Source organism: Phaeodactylibacter luteus, from assembly GCF_007993045.1.
GTDB lineage: Bacteria > Bacteroidota > Bacteroidia > Chitinophagales > Saprospiraceae > Phaeodactylibacter > Phaeodactylibacter luteus.
Map to the genome: position 1 here is coordinate 1 of NZ_VOOR01000156.1, position 934 is coordinate 934.

At 34.5% G+C, this 934-nt stretch carries 2 protein-coding genes; both read left to right on the forward strand.

The features are described 5' to 3' along the window. Positions 1-363: hypothetical protein (locus FRY97_RS21940; protein ID WP_211356961.1), on the forward strand; the 363-nt coding region annotated here is incomplete at its 5' end. Further along, positions 350-934 (forward strand): transposase family protein (locus FRY97_RS21945; protein ID WP_147169764.1); only part of this gene is annotated, 585 nt, incomplete at its 3' end. The genes FRY97_RS21940 and FRY97_RS21945, both read left to right, overlap by 14 nt.

Sequence of the window (934 nt, forward strand, 5' to 3'; positions counted from 1 at the left end):
TTAAGTATTTTTACGCAAAAAATGGACTATCGTACAATCTCCACAGACCGTCAGTTCAAGGACGCTACTGGCTATAATCGTTCTTCATTTGAAAAATTGCTTTTTGATTTCACCTCGACTTATTTTGATTTAAATGGGCAATCCTATGAAGATTACATAGAAGAAAATGTCCAGCAAGAGCCAAAGCTAAAAACACTTGGAGACGCACTCTTTTTTGTACTTTTCCAAATGAAGAATGATTTAATATTCGGATCACTTGGTGTTGTATTCGATATGTCTCCCGCTAGTGCATTGAATAATTTTAAATACTTCTCTGAATTACTCGCTCAAACGCTTGAAAAAAAAAGTAATGCCGAAGCGTGAGTTCAAAAATGTAGAAGAGTTCGTCGAGCATCTGTCGATTGCTGATGAATTAATTTTTGATGGCACTGAGAATTTGACTGAACGCCCACAAAGCAATGAAAGACAGCGGAATAAGTTTAGCGGGAAAAAGAAAACTCATACAGATGTAGCTATGGTTTTATCCGATAAAGCTACACGTATTTATTATGTGAGCGAATATTACGATGGCAAACATAATGATATGGGGGTTTTTAAAAATGAATTCGCTCCAGGAAAGGACTGGTTTTCAAACTTCAAAGTCTTATTTGATCTCGGTTTTGTAGGGGTAGAGAAGTTATACAACTTTAAAGAATTAATCATAGGAGAGAAAAAAGCTAAAAAGTCAAAAAACAATCCTAAACCTGAATTGAACCAAGAACAGAAAATTAAAAACAAAGCAGTGAGTAGAGAACGGATTTTTGTTGAGCATGCTATCGGCAAAATGAAGAAATATCGAATTTTAAAAAATCGTTGTCGGCTGAAGTGTATGAAAATTAAAAATCGAATTCTCGGGATTGCAGCTGCTTTATGGAATTATCAAATTGAATTAAAA